Source organism: Priestia sp. FSL R5-0597 (assembly GCF_038006305.1).
GTDB classification, from domain to species: domain Bacteria; phylum Bacillota; class Bacilli; order Bacillales; family Bacillaceae_H; genus Priestia; species Priestia zanthoxyli.
Window position 1 is genome coordinate 153,180 of record NZ_JBBOUZ010000001.1, and the last position, 16,715, is coordinate 169,894.

At 42.0% G+C, this 16,715-nt stretch carries 10 protein-coding genes, 9 tRNA genes and 3 rRNA genes; 21 read left to right on the forward strand and 1 reads right to left on the reverse strand.

The features are described from left to right. Window positions 1-93: 93 nt before the first annotated feature. The 14 genes from MKX72_RS00885 to rocF all read left to right on the forward strand — a co-directional run bounded on the left by MKX72_RS00885 (window position 94) and on the right by rocF (window position 7,348). Window positions 94-318 (forward strand): hypothetical protein, encoded by a 225-nt coding sequence (locus tag MKX72_RS00885; RefSeq protein WP_230683562.1) that lies wholly within the window; start codon window positions 94-96, stop codon window positions 316-318. A 254-nt stretch (window positions 319-572) separates the two neighbouring features. Next, window positions 573-2,124, forward strand: a 16S ribosomal RNA gene (locus tag MKX72_RS00890). A gap of 225 nt (window positions 2,125-2,349) precedes the next feature. Continuing rightward, window positions 2,350-5,285 (forward strand): 23S ribosomal RNA (locus MKX72_RS00895). A 110-nt stretch (window positions 5,286-5,395) separates the two neighbouring features. Beyond that, window positions 5,396-5,511, forward strand: a 5S ribosomal RNA gene (gene rrf / locus MKX72_RS00900). The 16S, 23S and 5S rRNA genes sit together here with 9 tRNA genes alongside, the layout of an rRNA operon. Window positions 5,512-5,520: 9 nt before the next feature. After that, a tRNA-Asn gene (locus MKX72_RS00905) sits at window positions 5,521-5,595 on the forward strand. A gap of 3 nt (window positions 5,596-5,598) precedes the next feature. Beyond that, window positions 5,599-5,673: transfer RNA gene (locus MKX72_RS00910), tRNA-Glu, on the forward strand. Between the two features lie 23 nt (window positions 5,674-5,696). Continuing rightward, window positions 5,697-5,772, forward strand: a tRNA-Val gene (locus MKX72_RS00915). 4 nt (window positions 5,773-5,776) lie between these two features. Beyond that, window positions 5,777-5,852 (forward strand) — tRNA-Thr (locus tag MKX72_RS00920). 8 nt (window positions 5,853-5,860) lie between these two features. Next, a tRNA-Tyr gene (locus tag MKX72_RS00925) sits at window positions 5,861-5,944 on the forward strand. A gap of 7 nt (window positions 5,945-5,951) precedes the next feature. Beyond that, window positions 5,952-6,026, forward strand: a tRNA-Gln gene (locus MKX72_RS00930). 4 nt (window positions 6,027-6,030) lie between these two features. Beyond that, window positions 6,031-6,103: transfer RNA gene (locus MKX72_RS00935), tRNA-Lys, on the forward strand. 9 nt (window positions 6,104-6,112) lie between these two features. Continuing rightward, window positions 6,113-6,187: transfer RNA gene (locus MKX72_RS00940), tRNA-Gly, on the forward strand. 22 nt (window positions 6,188-6,209) lie between these two features. Next, a tRNA-Ala gene (locus MKX72_RS00945) sits at window positions 6,210-6,285 on the forward strand. A 163-nt stretch (window positions 6,286-6,448) separates the two neighbouring features. After that, a complete protein-coding gene (rocF, locus tag MKX72_RS00950; protein ID WP_028411907.1) occupies window positions 6,449-7,348 on the forward strand; it encodes an arginase in 900 nt (299 codons plus the stop codon). A gap of 83 nt (window positions 7,349-7,431) precedes the next feature. Here rocF and MKX72_RS00955 read toward each other — a convergent pair whose 3' ends face one another. Beyond that, window positions 7,432-7,593 carry an aspartyl-phosphate phosphatase Spo0E family protein gene (locus MKX72_RS00955; RefSeq protein ID WP_013054968.1) on the reverse strand — a complete coding sequence of 54 codons (162 nt, stop codon included), beginning with the start codon at window positions 7,591-7,593 and terminating at the stop codon, window positions 7,432-7,434. A gap of 164 nt (window positions 7,594-7,757) precedes the next feature. On the opposite strand from MKX72_RS00955, the gene sigW reads away from it, so the two are divergent. From sigW to MKX72_RS00990, 7 genes are all read left to right on the forward strand, one after another. Further along, window positions 7,758-8,321 (forward strand): RNA polymerase sigma factor SigW, encoded by a 564-nt coding sequence (gene sigW / locus MKX72_RS00960; protein ID WP_013054969.1) that lies wholly within the window; start codon window positions 7,758-7,760, stop codon window positions 8,319-8,321. A gap of 14 nt (window positions 8,322-8,335) precedes the next feature. Then, window positions 8,336-8,941 (forward strand): anti-sigma factor family protein, encoded by a 606-nt coding sequence (locus MKX72_RS00965; RefSeq protein WP_013081391.1) that lies wholly within the window; start codon window positions 8,336-8,338, stop codon window positions 8,939-8,941. A 191-nt stretch (window positions 8,942-9,132) separates the two neighbouring features. After that, window positions 9,133-9,954, forward strand: a complete 822-nt coding sequence (gene cdaA / locus MKX72_RS00970) for a diadenylate cyclase CdaA (protein WP_013054971.1) — start codon at window positions 9,133-9,135, stop codon at window positions 9,952-9,954. Then, window positions 9,947-11,503, forward strand: a complete 1,557-nt coding sequence (locus MKX72_RS00975; protein ID WP_028411906.1) for a CdaR family protein — start codon at window positions 9,947-9,949, stop codon at window positions 11,501-11,503. Before cdaA ends, MKX72_RS00975 begins: the two co-directional genes overlap by 8 nt. A gap of 28 nt (window positions 11,504-11,531) precedes the next feature. Next, a complete protein-coding gene (glmM, locus tag MKX72_RS00980) occupies window positions 11,532-12,878 on the forward strand; it encodes a phosphoglucosamine mutase (RefSeq protein WP_028411905.1) in 1,347 nt (448 codons plus the stop codon). Between the two features lie 430 nt (window positions 12,879-13,308). Next, window positions 13,309-15,111: a glutamine--fructose-6-phosphate transaminase (isomerizing) gene (gene glmS / locus MKX72_RS00985; RefSeq protein WP_014461996.1), complete on the forward strand. Its 1,803-nt coding sequence runs from the start codon at window positions 13,309-13,311 to the stop codon at window positions 15,109-15,111. Window positions 15,112-15,972: 861 nt separating this feature from the next. After that, a complete protein-coding gene (locus tag MKX72_RS00990) occupies window positions 15,973-16,689 on the forward strand; it encodes a YebC/PmpR family DNA-binding transcriptional regulator (RefSeq protein WP_013054976.1) in 717 nt (238 codons plus the stop codon). Window positions 16,690-16,715: the final 26 nt, after the last annotated feature.

Consider the following 16,715-nt stretch of genomic DNA (forward strand, 5'->3'; position numbering starts at 1 on the left):
AAGTAGTACTTGTCTAATTTGTATGCGTTTTGTCTACAATTAATAACAGGTAAGGAAAAGAACAACTGATTTTATTTTGATGTGTGAGAATCAATGTCGCAAAAAGCAGGTGAATCAATGAAAATTTGTTTATTTAATCAGGTGGAGTGTTTAGAGTTAGAAGCACTACTTAGAGAAGAAATAAAGAGATCAAACGTTGCTTTTCAACAAAGTTTGAATCATGTAGTTCTTGAACGAAACATTCAAGAAAAGTATCAAATCCTTTCAAAGATCTTGCTAAGATTTGGCGAAAGCAGGGAAGTAAATAAGATTTTTTGATAAAACGAAAAAAACTTTTCAAAAAGTGTTGACTTTTATATAGCACAGATGTTAAATTATTAAATGTCGCTGATGAGTGATTGGAAAACAATCGCAATTCATCAGAAATAAAATATTAAAAAGTTGTTGACAAATGAAAGACAACTTGTTAATATAAGAAAGTCGCTCAAGAGCGGCGGTTGAACTTTGAAAACTGAACAAAGCGACAAACGTCAACGTTAATTTTTATTTTTTAAATGAGCAAGTCAAACATTTCTTCGGAGAGTTTGATCCTGGCTCAGGATGAACGCTGGCGGCGTGCCTAATACATGCAAGTCGAGCGAACTGATTAGAAGCTTGCTTCTATGACGTTAGCGGCGGACGGGTGAGTAACACGTGGGCAACCTGCCTGTAAGACTGGGATAACTTCGGGAAACCGAAGCTAATACCGGATAGGATCTTCTCCTTCATGGGAGATGATTGAAAGATGGTTTCGGCTATCACTTACAGATGGGCCCGCGGTGCATTAGCTAGTTGGTGAGGTAACGGCTCACCAAGGCAACGATGCATAGCCGACCTGAGAGGGTGATCGGCCACACTGGGACTGAGACACGGCCCAGACTCCTACGGGAGGCAGCAGTAGGGAATCTTCCGCAATGGACGAAAGTCTGACGGAGCAACGCCGCGTGAGTGATGAAGGCTTTCGGGTCGTAAAACTCTGTTGTTAGGGAAGAACAAGTACAAGAGTAACTGCTTGTACCTTGACGGTACCTAACCAGAAAGCCACGGCTAACTACGTGCCAGCAGCCGCGGTAATACGTAGGTGGCAAGCGTTATCCGGAATTATTGGGCGTAAAGCGCGCGCAGGCGGTTTCTTAAGTCTGATGTGAAAGCCCACGGCTCAACCGTGGAGGGTCATTGGAAACTGGGGAACTTGAGTGCAGAAGAGAAAAGCGGAATTCCACGTGTAGCGGTGAAATGCGTAGAGATGTGGAGGAACACCAGTGGCGAAGGCGGCTTTTTGGTCTGTAACTGACGCTGAGGCGCGAAAGCGTGGGGAGCAAACAGGATTAGATACCCTGGTAGTCCACGCCGTAAACGATGAGTGCTAAGTGTTAGAGGGTTTCCGCCCTTTAGTGCTGCAGCTAACGCATTAAGCACTCCGCCTGGGGAGTACGGTCGCAAGACTGAAACTCAAAGGAATTGACGGGGGCCCGCACAAGCGGTGGAGCATGTGGTTTAATTCGAAGCAACGCGAAGAACCTTACCAGGTCTTGACATCCTCTGACAACTCTAGAGATAGAGCGTTCCCCTTCGGGGGACAGAGTGACAGGTGGTGCATGGTTGTCGTCAGCTCGTGTCGTGAGATGTTGGGTTAAGTCCCGCAACGAGCGCAACCCTTGATCTTAGTTGCCAGCATTTAGTTGGGCACTCTAAGGTGACTGCCGGTGACAAACCGGAGGAAGGTGGGGATGACGTCAAATCATCATGCCCCTTATGACCTGGGCTACACACGTGCTACAATGGATGGTACAAAGGGCTGCAAGACCGCGAGGTCAAGCCAATCCCATAAAACCATTCTCAGTTCGGATTGTAGGCTGCAACTCGCCTACATGAAGCTGGAATCGCTAGTAATCGCGGATCAGCATGCCGCGGTGAATACGTTCCCGGGCCTTGTACACACCGCCCGTCACACCACGAGAGTTTGTAACACCCGAAGTCGGTGGAGTAACCGTAAGGAGCTAGCCGCCTAAGGTGGGACAGATGATTGGGGTGAAGTCGTAACAAGGTAGCCGTATCGGAAGGTGCGGCTGGATCACCTCCTTTCTAAGGATTTTTACATGACGTACGTTTTGACACTTTGTTCAGTTTTGAGAGTTCAATCTCTCAATTATAGAAAGCATACTACTTTCTTCTTATTAGATAAGAAGAATTTTGGTTGCGATTGTTCTTTGAAAACTAGATAACAGTAATTGCTGAGGAAAAGTGAAACTTTTCTTTAATCAAACCAATAAATAACACAACTTTATGTTGTACCATTTATTCGCTAATGGTTAAGTTAGAAAGGGCGCACGGTGAATGCCTTGGCACTAGGAGCCGATGAAGGACGGGACTAACACCGATATGCTTCGGGGAGCTGTAAGTGAGCTTTGATCCGGAGATTTCCGAATGGGGAAACCCACTGTTCGTAATGGAACAGTATCTTTATCTGAATACATAGGATATTGAAGGCAGACCCGGGGAACTGAAACATCTAAGTACCCGGAGGAAGAGAAAGCAAATGCGATTTCCTGAGTAGCGGCGAGCGAAACGGAATTAGCCCAAACCAAGAGGCTTGCCTCTTGGGGTTGTAGGACACTCTATACGGAGTTACAAAGGAACGAAGTAAATGAAGCGACCTGGAAAGGTCCGTCGAAGAAGGTAACAACCCTGTAGTTGAAACTTCGTTCCCTCTTGAGTGGATCCTGAGTACGGCGGAACACGTGAAATTCCGTCGGAAGCTGGGAGGACCATCTCCCAAGGCTAAATACTACCTAGTGACCGATAGTGAACCAGTACCGTGAGGGAAAGGTGAAAAGCACCCCGGAAGGGGAGTGAAAGAGATCCTGAAACCGTGTGCCTACAAGTAGTCAGAGCCCGTTAATGGGTGATGGCGTGCCTTTTGTAGAATGAACCGGCGAGTTACGATCCCATGCAAGGTTAAGCTGATAAGGCGGAGCCGTAGCGAAAGCGAGTCTGAATAGGGCGTTTAGTATGTGGTTGTAGACCCGAAACCAGGTGATCTACCCATGTCCAGGGTGAAGTTCAGGTAACACTGAATGGAGGCCCGAACCCACGCACGTTGAAAAGTGCGGGGATGAGGTGTGGGTAGCGGAGAAATTCCAATCGAACCTGGAGATAGCTGGTTCTCTCCGAAATAGCTTTAGGGCTAGCCTCATGTTGTGAGAGTCTTGGAGGTAGAGCACTGATTGGACTAGGGGCCCCCAACGGGTTACCGAATTCAGTCAAACTCCGAATGCCAAAGACTTATCCATGGGAGTCAGACTGCGAGTGATAAGATCCGTAGTCAAAAGGGAAACAGCCCAGACCACCAGCTAAGGTCCCCAAGTATACGTTAAGTGGAAAAGGATGTGGAGTTGCTTAGACAACCAGGATGTTGGCTTAGAAGCAGCCACCATTTAAAGAGTGCGTAATAGCTCACTGGTCGAGTGACTCTGCGCCGAAAATGTACCGGGGCTAAACGTATCACCGAAGCTGTGGATTGACATCTTTGATGTCAGTGGTAGGAGAGCGTTCTAAGTGCAGCGAAGTCAGACCGTAAGGACTGGTGGAGCGCTTAGAAGTGAGAATGCCGGTATGAGTAGCGAAAGACAAGTGAGAATCTTGTCCACCGAATGCCTAAGGTTTCCTGAGGAAGGCTCGTCCGCTCAGGGTTAGTCGGGACCTAAGCCGAGGCTGAAAAGCGTAGGCGATGGCCAACAGGTTGATATTCCTGTACCACCTCCCCGCCGTTTGAGTAATGGGGGGACGCAGTAGGATAGGGTAAGCGCGCTGCTGGATATGCGCGTTCAAGCAGTTAGGCTGATGAGTAGGCAAATCCGCTCATCATAAAGGCTGAGCTGTGATGACGAGGGAATTATAGTACCGAAGTTCCTGATTCCACACTGCCAAGAAAAGCCTCTAGCGAGGCGGGAGGTGCCCGTACCGCAAACCGACACAGGTAGGCGAGGAGAGAATCCTAAGGTGATCGAGAGAACTCTCGTTAAGGAACTCGGCAAAATGACCCCGTAACTTCGGGAGAAGGGGTGCTCTGGTAGGGTGTATAGCCCGAGAGAGCCGCAGTGAATAGGCCCAGGCGACTGTTTAGCAAAAACACAGGTCTCTGCGAAGCCGCAAGGCGAAGTATAGGGGCTGACGCCTGCCCGGTGCTGGAAGGTTAAGAGGAGGGGTTATCCTTTGGGAGAAGCTCTGAATCGAAGCCCCAGTAAACGGCGGCCGTAACTATAACGGTCCTAAGGTAGCGAAATTCCTTGTCGGGTAAGTTCCGACCCGCACGAAAGGCGTAACGATCTGGGCACTGTCTCAACGAGAGACTCGGTGAAATTATAGTACCTGTGAAGATGCAGGTTACCCGCGACAGGACGGAAAGACCCCGTGGAGCTTTACTGTAGCCTGATATTGAATTTTGGTACAGCTTGTACAGGATAGGTAGGAGCCTGAGAAGCCGGAGCGCTAGCTTCGGTGGAGGCGTCGGTGGGATACTACCCTGGCTGTATTGAAATTCTAACCCGCGGCCCTGATCGGGCCGGGAGACAGTGTCAGGTGGGCAGTTTGACTGGGGCGGTCGCCTCCTAAAATGTAACGGAGGCGCCCAAAGGTTCCCTCAGAATGGTTGGAAATCATTCGTAGAGTGTAAAGGCACAAGGGAGCTTGACTGCGAGACCTACAAGTCGAGCAGGGACGAAAGTCGGGCTTAGTGATCCGGTGGTTCCGCATGGAAGGGCCATCGCTCAACGGATAAAAGCTACCCCGGGGATAACAGGCTTATCTCCCCCAAGAGTCCACATCGACGGGGAGGTTTGGCACCTCGATGTCGGCTCATCGCATCCTGGGGCTGTAGTCGGTCCCAAGGGTTGGGCTGTTCGCCCATTAAAGCGGTACGCGAGCTGGGTTCAGAACGTCGTGAGACAGTTCGGTCCCTATCCGTCGTGGGCGTAGGAAATTTGAGAGGAGCTGTCCTTAGTACGAGAGGACCGGGATGGACACACCGCTGGTGTACCAGTTGTCTTGCCAAAGGCATCGCTGGGTAGCTATGTGTGGACGGGATAAGTGCTGAAAGCATCTAAGCATGAAGCCCCCCTCAAGATGAGATTTCCCATAGCGCAAGCTAGTAAGATCCCTGAAAGATGATCAGGTTGATAGGTCAGAGGTGGAAGCGTGGCGACATGTGTAGCTGACTGATACTAATCGATCGAGGACTTAACCAAACTTTAAAAGCGTAAGCTTTACTCAGCAACCTGTTACCTAGTTTTGAGAGAACAAAACTTTTTCAAAAAAAGTCTTGCTTTCTTTATCAAATCATGTATAATATAATTTGTCTGGTGGCGATAGCGAAGAGGTCACACCCGTTCCCATACCGAACACGGAAGTTAAGCTCTTTAGCGCCGATGGTAGTTGGGACTTTGTCCCTGTGAGAGTAGGACGTTGCCAGGCTATTATTATTCCACAGTAGCTCAGTGGTAGAGCTATCGGCTGTTAACCGATCGGTCGTAGGTTCGAGTCCTACCTGTGGAGCCAACTGGCCCGTTGGTCAAGCGGTTAAGACACCGCCCTTTCACGGCGGTAACACGGGTTCGAATCCCGTACGGGTCACCATTTATTTTTATCTACATAATAGTGGAGGATTAGCTCAGCTGGGAGAGCACCTGCCTTACAAGCAGGGGGTCGGCGGTTCGATCCCGTCATCCTCCACCACCGTGCCGGTGTAGCTCAACTGGTAGAGCAACTGACTTGTAATCAGTAGGTTGGGGGTTCAAGTCCTCTTGCCGGCACCATTTATATCGGAGGGGTAGCGAAGTGGCTAAACGCGGCGGACTGTAAATCCGCTCCTTCGGGTTCGGCAGTTCGAATCTGCCCCCCTCCACCATTTTTATTGGGCTATCGCCAAGCGGTAAGGCAACGGATTTTGATTCCGTCATGCGTTGGTTCGAATCCAGCTAGCCCAGCCATAGAGAGCCATTAGCTCAGTTGGTAGAGCATCTGACTTTTAATCAGAGGGTCGAAGGTTCGAGTCCTTCATGGCTCATTTTAATAAGCGGAAGTAGTTCAGTGGTAGAACACCACCTTGCCAAGGTGGGGGTCGCGAGTTCGAACCTCGTCTTCCGCTCCATTTCTATATAAAAAAACATATTGGGGCCTTAGCTCAGCTGGGAGAGCGCCTGCCTTGCACGCAGGAGGTCAGCGGTTCGATCCCGCTAGGCTCCACCATACATATAAACGTACAACCTTTAAGCAATTTGCTTAAAGGTTTTTTTGTGTAGTTTCTACAAATTAGAATTGTATATATATTCAAAAAAGTGTCGAGTTGAGCCATCGCTCATTTAGCCGTTACAATAAGAGAGTAGCAACATTTGTGATGGGGGGACATATTATGAATAAGCTTTCAATTATTGGAGTACCAATGGATTTAGGTCAAACTCGCCGAGGGGTCGATATGGGGCCAAGTGCGATACGATATGCAGGTGTTATGGAACGCATCGAGAATATTGGATATAGTGTAGAAGATAAAGGGAATATTGAAATTGCCTTAGCTGAACGAGTACATAGTGATGAAAATACAAACTTAAAGAATTTAAAAGCTGTAGCGGATGCTAGCGAAAGACTTGCTCAGACCGTAAGTGATGTTATTACAAATAAAAGGTTTCCTTTAGTGCTAGGGGGAGATCACAGCATCGCTATCGGAACACTAGCAGGAGTAAGTCGTCATTATAAAAATTTGGGCGTAATTTGGTATGATGCACACGGAGATTTAAATACAGCAGATACGTCTCCTTCCGGAAATATTCACGGTATGCCATTGGCGGCAAGTATAGGTATAGGAGACGAAGCATTGACTCGAATTGGTGGCTATGCCCCTAAAGTCAAGCCCGAGAATATTGTGATTATCGGAGCCCGTTCTTTAGATGAAGGAGAAAAAGAGCTAATAAAGGAAAAAGGAATTAAAGTGTATACGATGCATGAGATAGATCGAATGGGTATGACAAAAGTAATGGAAGAAACAATTTTATATTTGCGTGATAAAACAGATGGCGTTCATCTATCACTCGATTTAGATGGACTGGATCCACATGATGCACCTGGAGTAGGAACGCCAGTTATCGGTGGAATAAGCTACAGAGAAAGTCATTTAGCTATGGAGATGTTGGCAGAATCTCAGCTAATCACTTCTGCCGAGTTTGTGGAAGTGAATCCTATTTTAGATGAGCGGAATAAAACAGCTACCGTAGCTGTTGCATTAATGGGCTCACTTTTAGGAGAAAAATTAGTATAAAACATTATTGCCTACCAAAAGGTACATGAAACATATGTGAAGGTAAAAAAAAAGAAGCTCTTAGTTCAGATTCTAGAGCTTCTTTATATAGAGAAAAACTTTTCATATTCATTTAATAGACCATCTAGCTCTGAGCTTACTCTCACCACTGTTAGTGATGATAAAGGATTTTCTGCTGCAAGAGTGACCATGTTATTTCTACATTCTTCAATTTGATTCAAAAGGTTTTCTTTTGTATGAGTCAAGCTTTCCACTCCTCTTCTTTTCATCTATACTAATTACATAACCTACGTACGATCTTTTTAAACGTATTTGACAAATTTTTGTTAAAATAATTAAGCATAAGTGAAACTTTATGATAAAGTACACGTATATATACTATCCCGCAATGGGCGGAGGTAACCGTTACATGGATTTATTATTAAAAAGAAAAATAAAAAAAGTAAAAAAAGGTGACCAGGATGCGTTTGCTGACATAGTAGAATATCACAAGGATAAACTTTTTCATCTATGTTATCGAATGCTAGGAAACCGGGAAGAAGCGCAAGACGCTGCACAAGAAGCGTTTATTCGAGCCTATGTAAATATTCATAGCTATGACACGAGTAAAAAGTTTTCCACCTGGCTATATCGAATTGCTACAAATCTTTGTATTGATCGAATTCGTAAAAAAAAGCCAGACTATTATTTAGATGCAGAAGTAGCCGGGACCGACGGGTTAAATATGTACTCTCAAATAGCTGCCGATCAGGCCTTACCAGAGGAAGAGCTAGAGCAAGTAGAATTGCAAGAATTCATTCAGTCGGAAATATTAAAGCTACCTGAGAAATATCGAACTGTCATTGTCCTAAAATATATAGATGAGCTGTCGTTAAAAGAAATCAGCGATATTTTAGACCTGCCTCTTGGTACGGTAAAGACTAGAATTCACAGAGGACGTGAAGCTTTAAGAAATCGACTTCGCCACTTGTAAGGAGTGAACTAAGAATGAAATGTCCAAAAATGTATGTAAACCTCATTCATGAGCATTTAGATGGAGATATTACAAAAGAAAATGAACTGTTATTAAAAGAGCATTTGCACCAATGCAAAGGTTGTCAGCAGCATATGCATCAGTTAAAAAGAACGATTGCATTTGTGCAAAGCACTTCTCATATAGAATTACCTATGAACTTTACAGCAGGTGTTATGGCCGGGTTACCACGTGAGAAGAATCGAATTCGAATGAATAGATGGTTTACAAACCATCCGATTCTTAGTGCAGCTGCTGTATTTGTGTTGTTAATGTCCGGCACGGTGTTTTCAGCTTGGGAAACGGATGAAGACTTTTCTGTTTCAAAGCAGCCGAACCTGGTCATTCACGATAAAACAGTCGTTGTACCAAAAGGTGAGACCGTCAAAGGTGATATTACTGTGAGAAATGGCGATATTAAAATTGAAGGAAAAGTAGATGGAAACGTTACTGTTATACATGGTGATAAGTATCTAGCTTCTGCAGGAGAAGTGACAGGCAATATTGAAGAGTTAGACAAGATTTTTGACTGGGTATGGTATAACGTCAAAACTCATGCCAAGCAAGCTGTTGACTTTTAATAGTTAAACATAAAACCGTCCGCTTATCTTGTTAGAGAGGAACAGTGGACGGTTTTATTTATATAAAAAGAAGGCTACATTATATAGGAACAAGGATTTAAAAATAAGATGTAATTTACAGTGTAATTTTGTTTTATGGTATAATAAAACGGTTATGTTATCTTTATTACATATATAGAGGAAGTGAGAAGATGCCTATTGGAGACCTGCCAATCCTCTCATATTTAGGAAAAATTGTTGATGTTCTCCTGGTATGGTTCGTCATATATAAATTAATTATGGTCATAAGAGGTACAAAAGCAGTACAGCTTTTAAAAGGAATCACGGTAATTTTAGTTGTCCGCTTTATAAGTAACTTCCTTGGACTAAATACGTTGCAATGGTTAATGGACCAAGCGTTAACGTATGGATTTTTAGCTATTATTATTATCTTCCAGCCAGAGCTGCGCCGAGCGCTTGAACAGCTTGGGAGAGGACGTTTGTTTTCACGCAGTAATTTGCCTGAAGAAGATGAACGTACCGTTACGATTGAGGCGATTATAAAAGCAACGCATTATATGGCTAAAAGACGCATAGGTGCATTGATCTCAATTGAAAGAGAGACGGGTATGGGTGATTATATTGAAACAGGTATACCGCTCAACTCTAATATTTCTTCTGAATTATTAATCAACTTATTTATACCGAATACACCACTTCATGATGGAGCGGTTATTTTACAGCGGGATCAAGTAGCCGCTGCAGCATGTTACTTACCTTTATCTGAAAGTCCTTTTATTTCAAAAGAATTAGGTACTCGCCATCGTGCTGCTGTAGGAATAAGTGAAGTAACAGATAGTGTGACTGTCATTGTATCTGAAGAAACTGGAGGCATTTCCGTTACCAAAAACGGTGAATTGTATCGTGAATTGACCATTGATACATTAAGAGAAATGCTAGAAAAAGAATTAGTCACAACTTCTAAAGCAACTTCTTCCACTCGTTGGCAATGGAGGTTGAAGAAGAATGGATAAATTGATGAATCGATCGTGGGTTATGAAAATTATCGCGTTGCTGTTAGCCTTCATGTTATATTTATCTGTTAATTTAGATGATGGTGCCAGTTCATCAAATAAAATTCTGAACCGAAGCAGTTCTGCCAACACTGGAGTAGAAACATTAACAGATGTTCCGGTTCAAGTATCCTACAATGAGAAGAACAGAATTGTAAGAGGTGTTCCGGATACGGTCATTATGACACTGGAAGGTCCTAAAAATATTTTGGCTCAAACAAAGCTACAAAAAGATTATCAAGCTTATATTGACCTTGATAATTTAAGCTTAGGGCAGCATAGAGTCAAGGTTCAGTATCGAAATATCTCTGATAATTTAAACGTAGTGGTTAAGCCTGATATTGTAAATGTAACAATTGAAGAACGCGATTCAAAACAGTTTTCAGTAGAGGCAAGCTATGATAAAAATAAGGTCAAAAATGGGTATGAAGCAGGGGAAGCAACCGTTAGCCCAAGAGCCGTCACGGTAACGGGCGCATCAAGTCAATTAGACCAAGTTGCTTATGTAAAAGCTATTATTGATTTAGATAATGCTTCAAAAACAGTGACGAAACAAGCAACTGTTGTCGCATTAGACAAGAATTTAAATAAATTGAATGTAACAGTTCAACCAGAAACGGTCAATGTAACAATCCCGGTGAAAAATATTAGTAAAAAAGTGCCGATCGATGTGATTCAAGAAGGCACGCCAGGCGACGGTGTCAACATTACGAAGCTAGAGCCTAAAACAGATACCGTGAAAATTATCGGTCCATCTGATTCTTTAGAAAAAATCGATAAAATTGATAATATTCCAGTCGATGTTACCGGTATTACGAAATCTAAAGATATTAAGGTGAATGTCCCTGTTCCAGACGGAATAGATAGTGTAAGTCCTAAACAAATTACCGTTCATGTGGAAGTAGACAAACAAGGTGATGAGAAAGACGCAGAAGAAACGGACGCAAGTGCAGCTGAGACTAAGTCATTTAAGAATTTGCCGGTTTCTTTAACTGGTCAATCCTCAAAGTACACGTATGAACTGCTTTCTCCTACTTCAGTAGATGCGGATGTAAAAGGACCAAAATCTGATTTAGATAAGTTAACGAAAAGCGGCATTAGCTTGTCAGCGAATGTAGGGAATTTATCTGCTGGGGAGCACACGGTTCCTATTATAATAAATAGTCCTGACTCTGTTACATCAACACTATCGACTAAACAGGCAAAAGTTCGTGTAACAGCGAAAAAACAATCAGGGACAAATGATGAGCAAACGGATAAAGAAACAAGTGGAAGCACGAGCGATAAAGAAACAAAGCCAGACACGGGAACTGGATCAGGATCAGGAACAAATCCTGGGACGGGAAATTCAGGTGATTCAACTGATAAACCAAGCGAAGAGACTGATACACCTGAAGACAATACAGATACACCAACAGATAATACAGAAACTGGTGACGATAGTAGTAATCAAAGTGATGAAAATTCTACACCCGTAGATGGACAGACAGATAATACATCAGGAAACTAAATGTTTTGACATGAAGGAGAGAAAATTAATGGGTAAGTATTTTGGAACAGACGGAGTACGAGGAGTTGCCAATAGTGAATTAACTCCTGAGCTTGCTTTTAAAATTGGACGCTTAGGTGGTTACGTTCTAACAAAAGATGCAGAGCGACCAAAGGTATTAATCGGACGCGATACACGCGTTTCTGGTCATATGTTAGAAGGAGCGCTTGTTGCAGGCTTGCTTTCAATTGGTGCAGAAGTTATGCGATTAGGCGTTATTTCAACTCCAGGGGTAGCGTATTTAACAAAAGCACTTGGCGCACAAGCAGGAGTCATGATCTCTGCTTCACATAACCCAGTTCAAGATAACGGAATTAAATTCTTTGGTCCAGATGGATTTAAACTGTCAGATGCACAAGAGAATGAAATTGAAGCGTTAATGGATAGTGAAACAGATCAATTACCAAGACCTGTTGGGGGAGATTTAGGTCAGGTAAATGACTACTTCGAAGGTGGACAAAAATATCTTCAATACTTAAAACAAACGGTTGATGAAGACTTCTCAGGTATTCATGTTGCATTAGACTGTGCGCACGGAGCAACGTCATCGTTAGCAGCACATTTATTTGCAGATTTAGATGCGGATATCTCTACAATGGGGGCATCACCAAACGGATTAAACATCAATGACGGTGTAGGATCTACACATCCGGAAGCATTAAGTGCCTTCTTAAAAGAAAAAGGAGCGGATGTTGGGTTAGCATTTGATGGAGACGGAGATCGTTTAATCGCAATCGATGAAAAAGGCGAGATTGTAGACGGTGATCAAATCATGTTCATTTGTGCAAAGTACTTATATGAACAAGGACGTTTAAAGAAAAATACGCTTGTTTCTACTGTTATGAGTAACTTAGGCTTCTATAAAGCACTAGAAGCTAGCGGAATTGAAAGTGCACAAACTGGTGTAGGCGACCGTTATGTAGTAGAAGAAATGAAAGCTAATCAATATAACCTAGGTGGAGAACAGTCAGGTCATATTATTTTCTTAGATTACAACACAACAGGTGACGGTATGCTTTCAGCTATTCAGCTTGTAAACATTATGCAAGCAACGAAAAAGCCTTTATCAGAATTAGCAGCTGAAATGAAGAAGTATCCTCAGCTTCTTGTAAATGTAAAAGTAACGGATAAGCATCATGTTACAGATAACGAGAAGGTAAAAGTGGTTATTGAAGAAGTGGAAAAAGAAATGAACGGTAATGGCCGAGTACTTGTACGCCCTTCAGGAACAGAGCCGTTAGTACGTGTTATGGTTGAAGCACAAACACAAGAAGAATGTGAAACTTATGTAACGCGTATCGTAGAAGTAGTAAAAGAAGAAATGGGCTTAGAGTAATTCATTAATTATATGCATAAGCGGTGACGTTTCAAGCTGCTTATGCATATTTTTATATTGTTGAGAAAAATTCTTGGAAATTATCTGATGCTAAAGGCTGTTTTTACAGATAGTAAAGAAGATAATTGACGTTTTCTCACTTCTTATTGTAATATTAAATCTGTTCGTCTCTTAATTTATGTAAAGGAGTGAACAATCTATTTTAAAAGTGAATACAAAGCGCCTGAACTAAGTAAAGGGACGGAAACGACTTAGTTGACGAGGAGGAGGTTTATCGAAGTATCGGCGGATGCCTCCCGGTTGTTGATTATCACGGCCGAAAACTTGATGTGAAAAACAATGAGGTGACTTATTGGACAAAAGCATTGAGATGATAATCATTGATGATGAAAAGAGACTCTCTTTTCATACATGAAGGAGGATTTTATCTATGTGCGGAATTGTAGGATATATTGGAACAGAAGATTCGAAAGAAATTTTATTACGTGGTCTTGAAAAGTTAGAATATCGTGGCTATGACTCAGCAGGTATTGCAGTTGTTAACAATGAAGGCGTACACGTATTCAAAGAAAAAGGCCGTATTGCAGAATTGCGTCAGGCAGTAGATAACAGTGTTGTAGCACCAGCAGGTATCGGTCATACGCGTTGGGCAACTCATGGTGTACCAAGCCAAGAAAATGCTCACCCGCATCAAAGTACATCTGGACGCTTCACGCTTGTGCATAATGGTGTAATTGAAAACTACGCTATTTTAAAACGTGAATATTTACAAGATGTAACGTTCAAAAGCGAAACGGATACAGAAGTAATCGTTCAGTTAATTGAAAAAATCGCAGCAGAAGGCTTAGATGTAGAAGAAGCGTTCCGCAAGACAGTAAGCTTGCTTCACGGTTCTTATGCACTAGCTCTTGTTGATAACGAAGATAAAAATACAATCTACGTAGCTAAAAACAAAAGCCCGCTTCTTGTAGGTGTTGGCGAAGGATTTAACGTTGTAGCAAGCGATGCTATGGCAATGCTTCAAGTAACAGATCAGTACGTAGAATTAATGGATAAAGAAACAGTAATTGTTACAAAAGAAGGCGTAACAATTAAAACGCTTGATGGTGAAGTGGTAGAAAGAGCACCTTACACAGCAGAGCTTGATGCAAGTGATATTGAAAAAGGTACGTACCCTCACTATATGTTAAAAGAAATTGATGAGCAGCCTTTAGTTGTTCGTAAAATCATTCAAGAGTATCAAAATGAAAACAATGAACTGCACATTGATGCAGACATTTTAGGAGCAATGGATGAAGCAGACCGCATCTATATCGTAGCATGTGGAACAAGCTATCATGCAGGCCTAGTAGGTAAACAATTCATTGAAACGTGGGCGAAGGTTCCGGTAGAAGTGCACGTAGCAAGTGAATTCTCTTACAACATGCCGCTTTTATCTGAAAAGCCACTGTTTATCTTTATTTCTCAAAGTGGAGAAACAGCTGACAGCCGTGCAGTATTAGTTCAAATTAAAGAACTAGGTTACAAAGCGTTAACAATCACAAACGTTCCGGGATCAACATTATCTCGTGAATCTGATTATACGTTATTACTTCATGCAGGTCCGGAAATTGCTGTAGCATCAACAAAGGCTTATACAGCTCAATTAGCAGTCCTATCAATTCTAGCGGCTGTAACAGCAAAAACACGCGGCATTGAATTAGAATTTGATTTAGTTCAAGAGTTAGCAATCGTAGCAAACACAATGGAAGTACTTTGCGACGACAAAGAAGAAATGGAAAGCATTGCTCTTCAATTCTTAGCAACAACTCGCAACGCATTCTTTATTGGACGTTCTGTTGATTATTATGTAGGTTTAGAAGGCGCGTTAAAACTAAAAGAAATCTCTTACATTCAAGCAGAAGGATTTGCTGGAGGAGAGCTTAAGCACGGAACAATCGCTTTAATTGAAAACAATACGCCAATTATTGCATTAGCAACACAAGAACATGTAAACTTAAGCATCCGTGGTAACGTAAAAGAAGTAGTAGCACGTGGAGCTAATCCTTGTATCATTTCAATGAAAGGATTAGAAACAGAAGAAGATCGCTACGTGATTCCGAAAGTTCACGAAACACTTTCACCACTAGCAGCGGTTATTCCTTTACAATTAATCTCTTACTACGCTGCATTGCACCGCGATTGCGATGTAGATAAACCACGTAACTTAGCAAAATCAGTTACTGTAGAATAATAAGGTTCTAGACACCCTTCTATTATAGAAGGGTGTTTTTGTATATAATTCTCATTGAGCTAAAAAATATATTTGCTTGCTTCATTTATTTTATATAATAGAGTAGGTAAATGAATGAAACTCATTTATAGAAAAGGAAGTGAAAAGTATTAGTGGAGTAGCTCAAAGTATAAAGTACGTGTTGCGAGGCATCTTTTTTGTCTTGTATTTTCCCTTTTATTTTGTATTTCAAATTTTGTGTAAGATATGGATATATTTTATCGCTAAGCCCCTCATATGGATAGGAACAAGAATTATTCAACCTGTCATTGATTTCATTTGGAGATACATTATACGTTTTTTATTCGTTTATCCTATTTCTTGGCTATGGAGTGTCCTCATCTATCCTTTTATTCTCTTCGTTTGGAAACGATGTTTTTTGCCTATAACTAGATTTATATGGAAGTATGTTTTATACCCTGTTTTATACATGGTTTGTTACCCTTGTTATCTTCTATGGAAATATGTTGTGCTGCCATTTTACAATGAAATTGTTATTCCCGTGGTTTCATTTTGTCAGCGTATATTCTTCTGTTTTTGGAAAGGAGTTAAGTGGATCATAATTCATATGATCTACTATCCCCTACGGTGGATTTGGGTGAGATGTATATACAAACCGCTGAAAAAGGTATATACAAAAATCATTCAGCCTGTTATCAAATGGTTTTCTCATTTATTTAGTTAACGAAATATACCAAAAGATTGCTTGTCTTTTTTAGGTATTAAACTCGAAAGATAAGAGGGAATTGATGTATAATAAAAACGGATATATCATTGCCTATTTATTTTATTAGATTCAATTTTGAAAGAGAGTGAAACAATATGGGCCGTAAGTGGAACAATATTAAAGAAAAGAAAGCGTCAAAAGATGCTAATACAAGTCGTATATATGCCAAGTTTGGCCGTGAGATTTATGTGGCTGCAAAACAAGGTGAGCCAGATCCAGAATCAAACCAAGCGTTAAAAGTTGTATTAGAACGCGCGAAAACATACAATGTGCCAAAAGCAATTATTGACCGTGCCATTGAAAAAGCAAAGGGCGGTTCAGAAGAAAATTACGATAATCTTCGTTACGAAGGTTTTGGACCAAATGGCTCAATGGTTATCGTAGATGCTCTTACGAATAACGTAAACAGAACAGCTTCAGACGTGCGTGCTGCCTTTGGTAAAAACGGCGGTAATATGGGAGTAAGCGGATCAGTAGCGTATATGTTTGATCCAACAGCTGTTATTGGTGTAGAAGGTAAAGATGAAGAAGAGACGCTAGAACTGTTAATGGAAGCAGATGTAGACGTGCGTGACATTTTAGAAGAAGAAGATTCTGTAATTGTTTATGCTGATCCGGATCAATTCCATGCGGTACAAAAAGCGTTCAACGATGCTGGTATTACGGAATTTACAGTAGCTGAGCAAACGATGCTTGCTCAAAATGATGTAACTCTTCCTGAAGATGCACAAGCTCAGTTTGAAAAAATGATTGATGCATTAGAGGACTTAGAAGATGTGCAGCAAGTATATCACAACGTTGATTTAGGATAATAGTGAAAGAGGCAGACCTATCAAAG

What these genes read in the sequence shown, in the direction of transcription:
- MKX72_RS00885 (WP_230683562.1), top strand. Translation starts at nt 94, where the DNA reads ATGTCGCAAAAAGCAGGTGAATCAATGAAAATTTGTTTATTTAATCAG.
- rocF (WP_028411907.1), top strand. Translation starts at nt 6,449, where the DNA reads ATGAATAAGCTTTCAATTATTGGAGTACCAATGGATTTAGGTCAAACT.
- sigW (WP_013054969.1), top strand. Translation starts at nt 7,758, where the DNA reads ATGGATTTATTATTAAAAAGAAAAATAAAAAAAGTAAAAAAAGGTGAC.
- MKX72_RS00965 (WP_013081391.1), top strand. Translation starts at nt 8,336, where the DNA reads ATGAAATGTCCAAAAATGTATGTAAACCTCATTCATGAGCATTTAGAT.
- cdaA (WP_013054971.1), top strand. Translation starts at nt 9,133, where the DNA reads ATGCCTATTGGAGACCTGCCAATCCTCTCATATTTAGGAAAAATTGTT.
- MKX72_RS00975 (WP_028411906.1), top strand. Translation starts at nt 9,947, where the DNA reads ATGGATAAATTGATGAATCGATCGTGGGTTATGAAAATTATCGCGTTG.
- glmM (WP_028411905.1), top strand. Translation starts at nt 11,532, where the DNA reads ATGGGTAAGTATTTTGGAACAGACGGAGTACGAGGAGTTGCCAATAGT.
- glmS (WP_014461996.1), top strand. Translation starts at nt 13,309, where the DNA reads ATGTGCGGAATTGTAGGATATATTGGAACAGAAGATTCGAAAGAAATT.
- MKX72_RS00990 (WP_013054976.1), top strand. Translation starts at nt 15,973, where the DNA reads ATGGGCCGTAAGTGGAACAATATTAAAGAAAAGAAAGCGTCAAAAGAT.